The following is a 12,959-nucleotide window of genomic DNA, read 5'->3' as shown; positions in this document are numbered from 1 at the left end:
GCCGCCGTTTCGATTCATCGTTCGATGTGCGGCAGCGACGTGCTGCCGCCGTGCTAAAGCTTAAGGATCAAGGATATGGCAGAAATCAGTCGCAGCGCTTTGTTCGGCAAGCTCAACAAGCTAGCCTACCGGGGCATTGAAAGCGCCACGGTATTTTGCAAGCTTCGGGGCAATCCTTATGTCGAGCTGGTGCATTGGATCCACCAGATCCTGCAATTGCAGGATTCGGACCTGCATCGCATCGTCAAGCAATTCAACCTCAATCCTTCCAACCTGGCGCGCGACGTCACCGATGCGCTGGACCGCCTGCCACGCGGCTCCAGCACCATCTCGGACCTGTCCGGCGATGTGGAGGAAGCGGTCGAGCGAGCCTGGGTTTTCGCCACGCTGATGTTCGGCGAAGCACAGGTGCGTACCGGCTATCTGATCTTTGGCGTGCTACGGACGCGCAGCCTGCACAACAAACTGATCAACATCTCGCAGGAATTCGAGAAAGTAAAGCCGGAAACCCTGGCGGAAAAATTCGCCGAAGTGGTCAGCGGCTCGCCCGAGGACGGACAGAACGCCAGCGACGGTTTCCGGATCGGCGGCGCTGCGGCCCCGGGTGAAGCCAGTGGCGCCATTGCGCCTGCGCAAATGGGCAAGCAGGAAGCCCTGCGCCAGTTCACGGTTGACCTGACCGAACAGGCACGCAACGGCAAGATCGATCCCATCGTAGGGCGCGACGAAGAAATCCGCCAGGTGGTCGACATTCTGATGCGCCGACGCCAGAACAACCCGATGCTGGTCGGTGAAGCCGGCGTGGGCAAGACCGCGGTGGTGGAAGGCTTTGCCTTGCGCATTGCTTCCGGCGACGTGCCGCCGCAGTTGAAAGACGTACAGCTGCGGACGCTCGACGTCGGCCTGTTGCAGGCCGGCGCGAGCATGAAAGGGGAATTCGAGAACCGCCTGCGCCAGGTGATCGAGGAAGTGCAGTCTTCGCCCAAGCCGATCATTTTGTTCATCGACGAGGCGCATACGCTGGTTGGCGCCGGCGGCGCGGCAGGAACCGGAGATGCTGCCAATCTGCTCAAGCCCGCCTTGGCACGCGGCAACCTGCGCACCGTGGGCGCCACCACCTGGGCCGAATACAAGAAGCACATCGAGAAAGATCCGGCGCTCACCCGCCGCTTCCAGACCGTGCAGGTGGACGAGCCTAGCGAGGAAAAGGGCATCCTGATGATGCGCGGCGTCGCCAGCGTGATGGAGAACCACCATCGCGTGCAGATCCTCGACGAAGCGCTGGAAGCCGCGGTCAAGCTGTCGCATCGCTACATTCCCGCGCGCCAGTTGCCGGACAAGGCGGTGAGCCTGCTCGATACGGCCTGCGCACGCGTCGCCATCAGCCAGCACGCCGTGCCGCCGGAAGTGGACGACACGCGTAAACGCATCCAGGCGCTGGAAACCGAGCTGGGCATCATTGCGCGCGAAAAAGTCGTAGGCGTCAACGTCGCCGAGCGCGAAGCCAATGCCACGGAAAAACTTGCCGAGCAGACGGCCCGCCTGGAAAAACTCGAAGCCAATTGGCAAGCCGAAAAGGCTCTGGTCGAAAAAATCCTCGCCATTCGCGCCCAACTGCGCGGCGATCATTCTCCGGTGGAAGGGACCGGCAGCAAGCTGGAAAAAGCCGCTGCAGCGGAAGCGGAAGCGGCCCATGTACCGGAGGAGCTGAGCGAGACCGAACGGGCGGCCTTGCTGGAGGAACTGCACGGCTTGCAGGCGCAACTTGCGCAACTGCAAGGCGAGCATCCGCTGATCCTGCCCACGGTCGATTACACCGCAGTCGGTTCGGTCGTGGCGGACTGGACCGGTATTCCGGTCGGCCGCATGGTGAAGAGCGAACTGGAAACGGTGATGAACCTGGCCAGGACCATGAGCCAGCGCGTGATCGGCCAGGACCACGCGATGGAAATGATCGCCAAGCGTATCCAGACCTCGCGTGCGGGTCTGGACAACCCCAACAAGCCGATCGGCGTCTTCATGCTCGCCGGCACCTCCGGCGTGGGCAAGACCGAAACCGCACTGGCGCTGGCCGAGGCGCTCTACGGTGGCGAGCAAAACCTCATCACCATCAACATGAGCGAATTCCAGGAGGCGCACACCGTCTCCACGCTCAAGGGCGCGCCTCCCGGTTACGTTGGGTACGGCGAGGGCGGCGTACTCACCGAAGCCGTGCGCCGCAAACCCTATAGCGTGGTGCTGCTGGACGAGGTGGAAAAAGCTCACCCCGACGTGCATGAAATCTTCTTCCAGGTGTTCGACAAGGGCATGATGGAAGATGGCGAAGGCCGCCAGATCAACTTCAAGAACACCTTGATCCTGCTCACCACCAACGCAGGCACCGACCTGATCGCCAGCTTGTGCAAGGATCCGGACCTGATGCCCGAACCGGATGGCATGGCCAAGGCGCTGCGCGAGCCACTGCTCAAAGTCTTCCCGCCCGCACTGCTGGGTCGCCTGGTAACGATTCCCTATTACCCGCTGAGCGAAAAGATGCTCGGTGAAATCGTGAAGCTGCAGCTTGGACGGATCAAGAAGCGCATCGAGGCGCGTTACAAGATTCCGTTCGAATACAACGAGGAAGTAGTGCGGCTGGTGGTGAGCCGTTGTACTGAAAGCGAATCGGGCGGACGCATGATCGATGCGATTCTGACCAATACCATGCTGCCGGACGTGAGTCGCGAATTCCTGATGCGAATGATCGAAGGCAAGGCGGTGGCAGGGGTGAACGTGGGAGTCAAGGGTCAGGACTTCGAGTACGGATTTGCTTGAGTCGTTCCGTGATGCGCACCCTCCCCTGCCGCTCGTAGGGGAGGGGACCGATTAGCGATGGACGCGTTAGTGCTCAAGAAGAGAATGCTGCCCCCATTCTTTCCGGCAAGCGTAGCGACCCAAAGGAGAGAACATGCCAAAGCAAAATAGAGATACCAGCCCCCCGCCCACCAAGCGTGTTCTGCGGGCGCGCAAGAAAGTGGACTACGGGCGGATTGAAAAGACGTACGACCATTGCTCGTTCATTTCGACGAAGAAGCCGAAGGCTCGCATCATCAATATCAATGTGGCCAATGGTCGGATGCGGGCTGCGCCTCCGCTTACATCGTGGCCGTTCCCCGGCATGCATCAGGCCGTTACCTATTACCCCGACTTGAACAATGCCGAGGGTTGGAACACGAGGCGCGGAGACGAAATCTTCATGCCGTTTGCCTGCCTGAACGTGAAAGGCGAGGCCGTGTGGCAAGGTTTGGAACAGGAAGTTGCCGGTCTGAGCGCCGATCCCGCCGCGTGTGCGCACTTCGATCAGATCGCTATCAGCATGCGTGCAAGTCAGAAAAGTTCGGACATTACCGAATGCGTCGGTGAGGCTGCTGCTGCGATCTATGTGCTCGAGCAACACCCTGGTTACAAGATGACCTGGGGCTACTACATCCATTCCGGCACGGGAATAGACCAGATCTGGGAAAAGCCGAATAACGCAGGGGGCACCGACTTTCTGATCGTCGAGGCGAAAGGGCCTGGCGCGAGTGTAAATTCCTCGGTGTTCGTGCCGCCTGGTTACAGTCAGATGGACGAAGGCTGGGTTGCGAACCATCTGTACAGCATGAGCAACAACGGCCGCGCTGCCGGGCAGAGGATAGTCAACGCGTTGGGCCTGCAATTTGTAAATGCCTATCCCAACTTTTCAGGTGCCATCAAGAGCTACTACGGCTTGGCGCAAACGAGCAGGCATAAGCAGTCCGCTTCACGCGTATACGGTACGGTAGTGGAGGCGCAGTGGCTCTCGGACGGCCGCCTTGGCCACAACCATAGTACCTGGGTCCGATATTTCACCTGAAACGTAAATGGGGTCAAACGTAAATGGGGTCAGAGTGCCTTTCTGATTGTTGAGCGGAACGGGTTTTGACAAAACGGAAGGAGGGGTCAGGATGCCAGCCGATGTTGTGGCGGTGTGCCAAGGTCATTGGGAGCGTTGGAAGCATGATTGCAGCGGGTTCGCTCATGCTGTGGCTGACGAGCTGGGTATCTCCCTGGAGGGAAATGCCAACCAGATGGTCGACGCGATGAACGCAGATGGCAGCGGCTGGATAAAACTCGGACACAGCGGCAGTCAAGCGCAGAAATATGCGAATGACGGTTACTTTGTCATCGCCGGTTTGAAAGCGTCCGGGCACGGGCATGTAGCGGTCATCGTGCCTACCACCCAGAACAGCGCCTATCCCATCGGTTACTGGGGACGTTATGGCGGCACCGGGCGGCAGAATACCGCGCTCAATTGGTCCTGGAACCATACGGATCTGCAGCAGGTGGATTATTTCGCCATACGTATCCCGGGAGGCGGGCAGTGATCCGTCTGTCGCATGCTTTGCCAGTGATGGTGCTGCTGCTTCCCGTGCTCGTGCAGGCATGCGATTTCACGCCTGTCCCGATCGTCGGGAGCGTGGGGAAGGTGGGTCAGGTCAGCGTGAGTTTCGGTGAGGCGGATGACGTCAAGCACCCCGCCGCATGGCAGGGCCCATTGCAGATATCCGTGGATGGCGCGCCTCAATGCTCGGTGAGCGAGGACGTATCCATCGTCGAGGAACCAGTGATGTTGGCAGGCGATGTCCTGTACGTGCCGACCTATTCAGGCAGCAACAACCGCCTGTATGCAGTAGACGTGAAGACCTGCAAAGTCATCTGGCGTAGCGTCAATTTTTCGGGAAAGACAGTTTTGAAGCAAGGAAGGTTGGTAGCGGGGAAGAGCGGGATCGCTGTCGACAAGCGTTGCCGGCCGCTGGGTTCCGGCAATAAGTGACAAGTCCGCAGCGCTCCGAGTCGAGGACACATCATGCACTTCAAGCCATGGTTGGTTTATCTGGTGATCGGATTTCTCGGACTGGTCCCGTTGTTGATGGCGCTGCTGGCGGGCGCCGTGGCGAACTGGGCGAAGTGCGAACTGAGTGAGGCCAGTGTTGGTCCCTGCGTGATTGGCGGCCGGGATGTAGGGAAAGTGCTGTACACGATGTTCGTGAGCGGCTGGTTTTCGTTGATAACCTTGCCGGCCGCCCTGTTGGCCATGATGATTTATTCGGTTTACTTGCTGGTGCGGCGCTGAGGAAATCCGGAAAAATTCTGCAGCGAACCGCCGAAATGCGGTTGTATTTGTTTCCACTCCTTCGTTGACGATAAGCGAGAATGCCTATGCAACCCGCAGCCCGCCTCACCGACATGCATACCTGCCCGATGACGACCGGGCCAGTGCCCCACGTTGGCGGCCCGATCGTCTCACCGGGTGCGCCGACCGTATTGATAGGTGGCTTGCCTGTCGCGTGTGTCGGCGACATGGCGGTGTGCGTAGGCCCCCCGGATGCGATCGCCATGGGCTCGCCGAAGGTGCTTGCCGGCGGCAGGCCGGTGGCGCGCCTCGGGGACAGCACGGTCCACGGTGGTGTGATCGTGCTGGGGTGTTTCAAGGTATTGATTGGCTGAAGGCGCGGCCCTGATTGGGCTACTTGCACTCTTGCTACCAGGCTTGTCAGAGGTGGGCGCGATGACTCGATCGTTTTTGTATTTCCGACGGAGCAGATGGCGCGCAAGCTGGCTTGCCCTGGTTCGTACTGTCATGTCTGTCGGTGTAATTTTCCTGTTGTCCGGTTTGTCAGAGGGATGCGCTATGGGTACGTCGGATCGTTGGGTGCTGTTTTCTGAAGTGCATGGCACGGTGTTGAAGGATGGCAAGCCGGTACAAGGGGCCGAGCTGGTGGCAAAAGCCGAGTGGTCGGACAACGACGCGGACAACCCGACCCAGCACACGGTTACCGATGAAAAAGGGCAGTTCTCGTTCCCGGCGCTGGAACGCAAGCGGGGCTTTCTCCATCGTTTTCTTCCGACGCAACCGATGGTGCATCAGACCATCGTGATCAAGTATCAGGGCGTCGAGTACGAGGCCTGGATGCATGGCAAGGCCGACTACGAGCCGAATACCGAGCTTGACGGCAGGCCATTGAATTTTGTGTGTGAATTGACCAGCAAGCCGGAGGCGACGGGTACTCATTACGGCATCTGCAAACCCGTTTGAAGCACGGAACGTTCAAATCATTTAAGGGGATTGACTCATGGCGACGGAACTTTCACCGACCCAGGCTGGCGAAATTGCTACCAGCACCTATGAACTGCGCACTTCCAAAAACATGCGTTCGGCGTGGCTGGTGGCACCCAGCGCAAGGGAATCTTTCGATATCATGGGGGGCACCCGTCTAGCGGGTACGACCGGTACCATAGCCCAGCAGCATTCGGGCTTCGGTTACGTCGCCTGGGGGCAGGGCGGGCGCGAGGGTGAGTGCGTGGTGGCCGTACGCGGTACCGCCACCGGGTACGACTGGCTGACAAATTTGCGTTTCGCCGGCGTGATCGGGCCCAGTGGTTATCTGGTGCACGCGGGATTCTGGCGTGGCGCGCAATCGGTGTTGCCACAAATCAGGGAAGCATTGCGTCACCGCAACCCCCAGACGCTGCACGTCATCGGCCACAGCCTTGGTGGCGCCATGGCGACTTTGCTGGCCGATGCGCTCAGTGACTTAGGCTGCCGCATCCGGCTTTACACCTACGGCGCGCCGCGCTGCGGCGTAGTCGACCATGCCCAATACCTCACCGCCAAGCTTGGCGCCGAGAACATTTATCGCGGCTATCACGACAACGATCCGGTTCCCATGATCCCGGTCTTTCCCTACAGCCACGTACCCTATGGCAGCAATGCCTATCGGCTGAAGGGGCCGGGCCGGCGCATCAACATCGAAGCCCATCTGATGCCGGGATACTTGAAGGACGTGAAGGGCTGCACCTGGTCGTCGCTGCCGGTCATCCTGCCCAAGCACAGCAGTTTCGAGGCGGCCAGCGAATGGCTGAAGGACGCGGCGAAAGACAGTGGCCCGTTCATCATGCTCTCGTCGATGGCGCTGCAGCTGATCCTTTCAGGGCTGGACTGGATCCTGAAACAGCTGATCAAGGTGCCCGAATTGGCCTTGTTTGCCGACGTCACCCTGCTCGACGGCCTTGCACGGCTGCTTTACACCGGTGTCTTGCAGTCGATCCGCATTGCCGAGGCGGTTCGCAACATGCTGGCCGCGGCGATGCGCTTCATGGGGCGCACTTTGGCGCAGGGCGTAAACATCACGGTGGATTTCATCGAGTTCGTGCTTAGCATGCTGTTCCGCTTCATTGCGTCGATGGCCAGGAATGCCGTGGACAAGCTTTGAGACATGGCGCAGACCAGGAAAAAGCGCTTGAGCGGGGATGCGGCTCGCGTTGCCGTCCGGCAGCCAGGCGAGGCAGCGTCTTATCGCCTCGTACTCAGTCAAGCCATGCAATCGCACCAGGCCGGCGACCTGGAGGCGGCCGAGCGCCAGTACCGCGAAGTGCTGGAGCTGCGTGCGGCGCAGCCCGATGCCATGCATTACCTGGGCGTGCTTTGTCATCAGCGCGCACGCAGCGACGAAGGCGTACGCCTGATCGAAGCGGCGTTGAAGATCACGCCGAGGCATCCGGATGCGCACAACAATCTCGGCAACATCCATAAGGAATGCGGTCGGCTGGCCGCTGCGGAACGTTGCTACCGGAAAGCGCTGGAATGCGGGGCGCAGCATTACAACGCGCAGAACAACCTGGCGGTCGTGTTGGAAGCGCAGGAGCGCGTGGAAGAAGCGTTCGAGGCTTATGCCAAACTATTGCGGCAGGCGCCGAAATTTGCGCAGGGGTATTACCTGATGGGACGGTTTCTGCGCAATTACGCGCAGAGCAAGGAGCATGTCGAGCAATCGGTGCAGTGCTTTCGCAAGGCGTACGAACTGGATCGGCACAATTTGCGTGCGCTGGAATCGCTGGGCATGTCGTTGTACACCCTCAATCGCATCAAGGAAGCGGTGCAGGTTTATCGCGATTGGTTGGCGCGCGAGCCGGATCATCCGGTACCTCGCCATATGCTGGCTGCATGTGGCGGCGCCCAGGCTCCGTTGCGCGCGGCTGATGACTACGTGCGCCAGGTCTTCGACGCGTTTGCCGACAGTTTTGACGAGCAATTGTTGAAGAACCTGGGCTATCGCGCGCCGCAAGTCCTTGCGGATGCGTTGGGCGGCATGTTGACCGGCGCGGCGGGAGCGTTCGAAGTCCTGGATGCAGGCTGCGGCACCGGCCTTTGTGAGCCGCTGCTGCGTCCGTATGCGAGGCGGCTGGTGGGGGTGGACCTTTCCGGGGGCATGATCGAAAAGGCGCGCCTGCGTGGCGGCTATGACGAGCTGGAGGTGGCCGAACTCACCGGCTATTTGCAGGCGCATCCAGCTGCGTACGACATCGTGTTTTCGGCCGACACGCTGGAGTATTTCGGCGAACTGCGGGAGGTGCTGGAAGCGGCGCATGCCGCTCTACGCCCGGGCGGCTGGCTGGCTTTCACCGTAGAAGTGGCGCAAGGCGAAGACGACCGTGTGGACCTTGCACCCAGCGGCCGCTACCAGCACACGCATTGCCACGTTGAGCGCGCGTTGTCGTCAGCAGGGTACTCGCAGGTAAGCATCGGTACCGACACGTTGCGCAAGGAAGGCGGGCAACCCGTGGCGGGCTGGGTAGTATTGGCGCAGCGCACAGCGCAGGGCTGAATGATGAGCGGCTGCGTTGGCTGCCGCCATTAGCGAACGCGATCGAGTAGAAGTTGATCAGGTGGGCGGACGAGGCAGCGCGTGCTGCGGGTCGGAGCCATCAGCCCAGGGATGGGCGGGAACTCGTAAAAAATCGGGCCAGGTACGGTTTAGGAGAACAGATCATGGAGATTGTGCACCCTTTGACGGTAAATCCGCTGGATTCGGCGCTGCCGCTGGGCGAAACTTTGCACTGGAGCCGCGGGGGCTTGGGGAGTATGGCCAGGTTCCACCCGCTTCATCACCTGAACCGGTGCGTGGAGCCCCTCGGACATGAGTGCACCATGGAAACGCATAGAGCCGAGCAGGCTCCGAGGAGATTCGCATCATGACCGCCCAGATCAGTATTTCTTCCGCCAAGGTCGAGGGCCTGCTGTTCCGCAGCATGACCGCCGACGAGCGTCTGGGGCGGCTGTTTTCCTTCCGCCTGCAGTTTGAAAGCCAGGACCCCAACATCGACCTGAGCGGCCTGCTGGGTTCGCCCATGACGGTGCAGATCGCGACCGAAGACGGCTACAAACGGTACTTCAACGGCATCGTATGCGAAGCGGCGCAGACCGGTGTGGAAACGATCGACAAACTGATCTATGCCCAGTACAGCGTGCGCCTGGTGCCCAAGCCATGGCTGTTGGGGCAGAAGGTGGATTGCCGCATCTATACCGACATGACGGTGCCGGACATCGTCAAATCGGTGCTGAGCGATGCCGGCTATACCGACGTGAAACTCAGCCTCAGCGGCAATTATGCGCAGCGCGAATACTGCGTACAGTACCGCGAGGATTGCCTCAACTTCATCAGCCGCCTGATGGAGCAGGAAGGCATTTATTACTTCTTCACCCACGACGCAACCAAGCACACCATGGTGCTCGCCGACAGCGTGAGCGCGCATGCGGTGAACAAGGACTTTGCGCGCGTCCCTTTCCTGCCCAGCACCGACAGCGTGATGCGGCGCGAATCGACCATCACCACCTGGGCTTCGTCGCGCGGCATAGACAAGGCCAAGTTCCAGCTTATCGACTACGACCCGATGGCGCCCAAGGCCCAGTTGCTGGCCACCGGCACCAGCGACGGCCACAATACCAGTGACGGCATGGTCGCCTTCGACTTTCCGGGCGCGCACAAGGTCCCCGATGTGGGGCAGCATTTCGCGCAGGTGCGTGCTGAAGCCCTGAGCGTGGCGCGTTCGCACTACACGGCCACCACCGGCGCTTGCAGTGTCGAGATCGGCGGACTGTTCACGCTGAGCGACTATCCGCGCAAACCGCTCAATCGCGAATACCTGATCATCGGCACCACCATTCACCTGGCCGGCGCCAGTCCTGCGTCGGGCAGCAGCGACAATGGGCCGGCGTTCCAATGCAGTTTCGAAGCGATCGAAAGCAGCCAGACCTTCCGCAGCCTGGCCACCGCGGTGAAACCCTCCATCGTGGGCCTGCAGACGGCCGTGGTCTGCGGCAGCAAGACCGACGAAGACATCGTGGTGGACCAGCACGGCCGAGTGCAGGTCACCTTTCACTGGAACAAGCCCGACAAACCCCACGCCAAGAGTTCCTGCCCGGTGCGCGTGGCCACGCCGTGGGCGGGCAAGAACTGGGGCGCCATCAGCATTCCGCGCGTGGGACAGGAAGTGGTGGTGAGCTTCCTGGAGGGCGATCCGGATCGCCCGTTGATCATCGGCAGTGTCTACAACGGCGACAACACCGTGCCGTATGGCCTGCCGGACAACAAGACGCAAAGCGGCATCAAGAGCCGCAGCCTGCTCGGCGGCGCGGCCGATTTCAATGAGCTGCGCTTCGAGGACAAGAAGGGCAGCGAAGATTTCTTCATGCATGCCCAGAAAGACATGCACGAGGAGGTGGAGAACGATCATGTGGTGGCCATCGACCATGATGAAACGGTCACCATCAAGAATGATCGCCACCACACCATCAACAACAACGACACGCTGGACGTGGGCAAGGTTTTCAAGCTTACGGCCGGCACCCAGATCGAACTTGTCACCGGTTCATCGAGTATCATTCTCAAGAGCACGGGCGAAATCCAGATAAACGGCGTAAACATCACCATCACCGGCAATTCGTCGGTCAAGGTGGCAGGCCAGGCGCAGGTGGACATCGGCGCCGGCGCCAGCATGAAGGTGCATTCAGATGGCATGCTGGACATAGAGGGCGGCGCGACGGCCACCTTGAAGGGTCCGGTAGTCAGCGCCACCGGCGACGGCATGATGAAGGTATCCGGCGGCATCATCATGATTGGCTGATGCGCTTGAAGAGCAAAATGGGTTCCCGCTTTCGCGGGAATGGCGGTTGGAAGCGCTCTGGGTGCGGTAACACGGATTGGTGAAAGGGGACGTTGGGATGTCGGTCGTTACGCAGGCTTCGATGCAGATGGGGTTGTCGGCGCTGGCCAGCGCCAGGCTGCGCCCGGAGATGACGCCGCAAGTGGCGGTGCAGACGCTGCTCGATGCCGGCGAGACCCAGGACGCGCTCAAGCTGCTTGCCCGCCTACTGCCCAAGCGCTATGCCGTTGCGTGGCTGCTGCAATGCGCACGTGAGCAGCCGCTGGGCCTGGAAGACAAGGCTGGTGCCTCCCTCGCGGAAAAATGGGTGCGCGAACCCAATGAAGACAATCGCCGCGCCGCCTACGAGTTCGCCAATGCCGGTGGCTACCGCTCGCTGGGCGCGTGGCTGGCTGCGGCCGCGGGCTGGTCGGGCGGAAGCCTGGCGCCGGTTACGCAGGAGCAAGCCGTTCCACCGCCGGAACATCTCACCGCACGCGCCACCGTGGCGGCGATCAATCTGATGGCTGCGCTGGTGAGCGACCAGTTCGAGGCGCGCCGCGGCATTTTCATCGAGCGCGCGATGAGCCTGCTCAATGCCAGCGCCAACGGCAGCGGTCGCTAAGCGGGAGATTCACGTGTCCACGCCACAGACATTGACGCTCGTCGTACAAGGCCAGCAGGCAGCGCAATTCGGCAGCCGCAGTCAACGGACCTTCCACGCCAAGGACGGCAGTATCGGCCGTTCCGAGGATTGCGACTGGGTGCTCAGTGCTTCCGGCGTATCGCGTGTGCATGCGATGGTGCGCTTTCTCAACGGCATCTATTTCATCGAGGATTGCAGCACCAACGGCATGCTGCTCAATGGCTCTCCTCTGCTCAAGGGCGATCCTGCCGCCTTGAAGAGCGGCGATCGCCTGCAGATCGATACTTTCGAGATCGCCGTACGCATGGACCAGGACAGCGAAACCATCGTGCAGCCGAGCCCTCCGGTCTCGTCTCCCATGGCGGTCCCTGCGCCAGCTGCGGCGGCTTTCCACAATGATCCGCTGGATTTCGATTTCCTCAATCCATTGCCGCCCGCGCCGTCGCCGTCGCGCGCCTCAGCGCTGGACAACCTGATTCCGGGCACGCAGCAGGCGATGCCCGCAAGTGCTGATCTGGATCCCTTGAGTTTCCTCGACGAGCCCCTCGGCGTCGCGGCGGCGGAACCGGTGCCTGCGCCAAGCTGGAATCACACGCCCAGCATCAGCGACCACTTCCGCCCACCGACCACGGACGTGCGCAAGCAGGCCAACCGGCTACCGGAAAACTGGGACCTCACCACCGGGGATTTCGCACCGCCGCCGACTGCACCCGCTCCTCCGCCTGCGCCGGAGCCTGTGGTGGCCGCACCGCCACCACCGCCAACGATGCCCCCCGCGCATGCACCTGCTGCGAACGGTGCATTGCCCCCGGATGCCGAACAGATCCTGCGCATCGTGGTGGACGGCGTGATGGATGTGCTACGCGCGCGCGCCGAAATCAAGAACACCTTTCGCCTGCCGGTGACCCTCATCCAGCGCTCGGAGAACAATCCGCTGAAATTCGCGCTCGGCACGGACGAGGCGCTGCAGAAGATCCTGGGGCCGGCCAACCCGGGTTTTCTTTCCGGCACGGCCGCGTTCCAGGATGCCTTCGAAGATATCCGCCTGCATCAGATGGCCATGCTCGCCGGTGTACGCGCCGGCTTCGAGGGCTTGCTGATGCATTTCAACCCGGATCGCTACGAGCAAGAGGTAGATGGCGGCAAGCGCGGCGTGACATTCGGTGCAAAGGGACGGTACTGGGACAAGTACCGCGATAACTTCGAAGGCTTGATGAAGAATCCGGACGATACGTTCCGGCGTTTGTTCGGCGATGAGTTTGCGCGGGCTTACGAAGAGCAACTGGCGCGGCTCAAGGCGAATCGGCGCAATGGGCAACGATAGGGGTTTATG

General features: G+C 61.0%; 12 protein-coding genes. All 12 read left to right on the top strand.

Translation table 11 applies throughout. The features are described from left to right. Positions 1-75 precede the first annotated feature (75 nt). The 12 genes from tssH to tagH all read left to right on the top strand — a co-directional run bounded on the left by tssH (position 76) and on the right by tagH (position 12,950). Positions 76-2,811 carry a type VI secretion system ATPase TssH gene (tssH, locus tag EKH80_RS07540; protein ID WP_126684108.1) on the top strand — a complete coding sequence of 912 codons (2,736 nt, stop codon included), beginning with the start codon at positions 76-78 and terminating at the stop codon, positions 2,809-2,811. Positions 2,812-2,944: 133 nt separating this feature from the next. After that, positions 2,945-3,871, top strand: coding sequence for a hypothetical protein (locus EKH80_RS07535; protein WP_126684107.1), 927 nt, complete (start codon positions 2,945-2,947; stop codon positions 3,869-3,871). Positions 3,872-3,962: 91 nt separating this feature from the next. Continuing rightward, positions 3,963-4,382 (top strand): hypothetical protein, encoded by a 420-nt coding sequence (locus EKH80_RS07530; protein ID WP_126684106.1) that lies wholly within the window; start codon positions 3,963-3,965, stop codon positions 4,380-4,382. 26 nt (positions 4,383-4,408) lie between these two features. Next, entirely contained in the window at positions 4,409-4,831 is a 423-nt protein-coding gene (locus EKH80_RS07525; RefSeq protein WP_126684105.1) for a hypothetical protein, read from the top strand. Between the two features lie 33 nt (positions 4,832-4,864). Continuing rightward, positions 4,865-5,131, top strand: coding sequence for a hypothetical protein (locus EKH80_RS07520; protein ID WP_126684104.1), 267 nt, complete (start codon positions 4,865-4,867; stop codon positions 5,129-5,131). Positions 5,132-5,211: 80 nt separating this feature from the next. Next, complete coding sequence (locus tag EKH80_RS07515) at positions 5,212-5,505, top strand: PAAR domain-containing protein (protein WP_230473486.1); 294 nt, start codon at positions 5,212-5,214, stop codon at positions 5,503-5,505. Positions 5,506-5,566: 61 nt separating this feature from the next. Then, positions 5,567-6,094 carry a carboxypeptidase-like regulatory domain-containing protein gene (locus tag EKH80_RS07510; RefSeq protein ID WP_230473485.1) on the top strand — a complete coding sequence of 176 codons (528 nt, stop codon included), beginning with the start codon at positions 5,567-5,569 and terminating at the stop codon, positions 6,092-6,094. Between the two features lie 37 nt (positions 6,095-6,131). Beyond that, positions 6,132-7,271 carry a lipase family protein gene (locus EKH80_RS07505; RefSeq protein ID WP_126684102.1) on the top strand — a complete coding sequence of 380 codons (1,140 nt, stop codon included), beginning with the start codon at positions 6,132-6,134 and terminating at the stop codon, positions 7,269-7,271. Positions 7,272-7,376: 105 nt separating this feature from the next. Then, on the top strand, positions 7,377-8,663 hold the full coding sequence (locus EKH80_RS07500) for a tetratricopeptide repeat protein (RefSeq protein WP_126684164.1): 1,287 nt from the start codon (positions 7,377-7,379) through the stop codon (positions 8,661-8,663). A gap of 367 nt (positions 8,664-9,030) precedes the next feature. After that, complete coding sequence (locus EKH80_RS07495) at positions 9,031-10,962, top strand: type VI secretion system Vgr family protein (protein WP_126684101.1); 1,932 nt, start codon at positions 9,031-9,033, stop codon at positions 10,960-10,962. A 97-nt stretch (positions 10,963-11,059) separates the two neighbouring features. Beyond that, a complete protein-coding gene (locus tag EKH80_RS07490; RefSeq protein WP_126684100.1) occupies positions 11,060-11,605 on the top strand; it encodes a DUF6931 family protein in 546 nt (181 codons plus the stop codon). Next, positions 11,577-12,950 carry a type VI secretion system-associated FHA domain protein TagH gene (tagH, locus tag EKH80_RS07485; protein WP_425481136.1) on the top strand — a complete coding sequence of 458 codons (1,374 nt, stop codon included), beginning with the start codon at positions 11,577-11,579 and terminating at the stop codon, positions 12,948-12,950. Before EKH80_RS07490 ends, tagH begins: the two co-directional genes overlap by 29 nt. The last annotated feature ends 9 nt before the right edge of the window (positions 12,951-12,959 follow it).

This window comes from Dyella choica (assembly GCF_003977665.1).
Classification (GTDB): Bacteria; Pseudomonadota; Gammaproteobacteria; order Xanthomonadales; family Rhodanobacteraceae; genus Dyella_B; species Dyella_B choica.
The sequence above is the reverse complement of the archived record's forward strand: the minus strand, read 5'-3'. Positions and strand labels throughout refer to the sequence as shown.

Bases quoted from the DNA above. Each gene is read 5' to 3' on its own strand.
- EKH80_RS07520 (WP_126684104.1), top strand. From the start codon at position 4,865: ATGCACTTCAAGCCATGGTTGGTTTATCTGGTGATCGGATTTCTCGGA.
- EKH80_RS07530 (WP_126684106.1), top strand. From the start codon at position 3,963: ATGCCAGCCGATGTTGTGGCGGTGTGCCAAGGTCATTGGGAGCGTTGG.
- EKH80_RS07535 (WP_126684107.1), top strand. From the start codon at position 2,945: ATGCCAAAGCAAAATAGAGATACCAGCCCCCCGCCCACCAAGCGTGTT.
- EKH80_RS07495 (WP_126684101.1), top strand. From the start codon at position 9,031: ATGACCGCCCAGATCAGTATTTCTTCCGCCAAGGTCGAGGGCCTGCTG.
- EKH80_RS07490 (WP_126684100.1), top strand. From the start codon at position 11,060: ATGTCGGTCGTTACGCAGGCTTCGATGCAGATGGGGTTGTCGGCGCTG.
- EKH80_RS07505 (WP_126684102.1), top strand. From the start codon at position 6,132: ATGGCGACGGAACTTTCACCGACCCAGGCTGGCGAAATTGCTACCAGC.
- tssH (WP_126684108.1), top strand. From the start codon at position 76: ATGGCAGAAATCAGTCGCAGCGCTTTGTTCGGCAAGCTCAACAAGCTA.
- EKH80_RS07500 (WP_126684164.1), top strand. From the start codon at position 7,377: ATGCAATCGCACCAGGCCGGCGACCTGGAGGCGGCCGAGCGCCAGTAC.
- tagH (WP_425481136.1), top strand. From the start codon at position 11,577: ATGCCAGCGCCAACGGCAGCGGTCGCTAAGCGGGAGATTCACGTGTCC.
- EKH80_RS07510 (WP_230473485.1), top strand. From the start codon at position 5,567: ATGACTCGATCGTTTTTGTATTTCCGACGGAGCAGATGGCGCGCAAGC.
- EKH80_RS07515 (WP_230473486.1), top strand. From the start codon at position 5,212: ATGCCTATGCAACCCGCAGCCCGCCTCACCGACATGCATACCTGCCCG.
- EKH80_RS07525 (WP_126684105.1), top strand. From the start codon at position 4,409: ATGGTGCTGCTGCTTCCCGTGCTCGTGCAGGCATGCGATTTCACGCCT.